This window comes from Anoxynatronum sibiricum (assembly GCF_039414295.1).
Classification (GTDB): domain Bacteria; phylum Bacillota; class Clostridia; order Peptostreptococcales; family Tindalliaceae; genus Anoxynatronum; species Anoxynatronum sibiricum.
The window spans coordinates 1-335 of record NZ_JBCITM010000077.1; the positions used below are offsets into that span (position 1 = coordinate 1).

At 42.4% G+C, this 335-nt stretch carries 1 pseudogene; it reads right to left on the reverse strand.

Annotation, left to right across the window (positions count from 1 at the left end):
* Positions 1-335: pseudogene (locus tag AAIG11_RS18290) on the reverse strand (IS21 family transposase); the annotation flags it as partial.

Genomic DNA, 335 nt, shown 5'->3' on the forward strand with positions numbered 1-335 from the left:
GCTGAGTAACGACAGCCTCCAAACTCAACAAGACCAAACTTATTGACCTTTCTGCTTTCATACCTGGCTGTGTCAAAGGGTATTTTATTGACAGGTGCCATCAAGAGTTTCTCTTGTTCAAAGAGTGCATCAATCGATTTTTTTAACCGGTAGTGTTGCCCCTGATTTCGTTCGGAACATTTTTTTAGCAGATCGAGGTTAAACGTTCCCAGATGGTTAATGGTCGGTTCTGGCACAAACAAGTTCCTTCTGATAGTGCCAACCTTGTTCTCAACATTTCCTTTTTCATGTCCGCTGCCCGGGTTACAGAATTTGATTGAAAAGCCGTAATGTGT